Genomic DNA, 258 nt, shown 5'->3' with positions numbered 1-258 from the left:
CATGTACTTCGGGAGGCGGGAAATGAATGCTTTGGTGAACCTTTCCATCTGCTCTTCTGTCGGTTGGAAGATCTCTTTCACGCTCTCAAACATGGCTTCTACCATGATCTGAAGGGAGTGATTGAAAGTGATGTCCGCAAGCTCGCCTACCATGCAATAAAAGAGCTCGCCTATTGTCCTATCATCTTCATCATCTCGCTTCTCAACTGACATGAACATGTAACGCAGAAAGACGAAAGATGTATGGGCAGTCAATGT

The 258-nt window shown here is 45.7% G+C and carries 1 pseudogene; it reads right to left on the bottom strand.

The features are described 5' to 3' along the window. Positions 1 to 258: pseudogene (locus FD23_RS10785) on the bottom strand (IS4 family transposase); the annotation flags it as partial.

This window comes from Lactobacillus delbrueckii subsp. delbrueckii DSM 20074 = JCM 1012 (genome assembly GCF_001433875.1).
GTDB lineage: Bacteria > Bacillota > Bacilli > Lactobacillales > Lactobacillaceae > Lactobacillus > Lactobacillus delbrueckii.
This window is presented reverse-complemented; position numbering and strand designations above follow the sequence as displayed.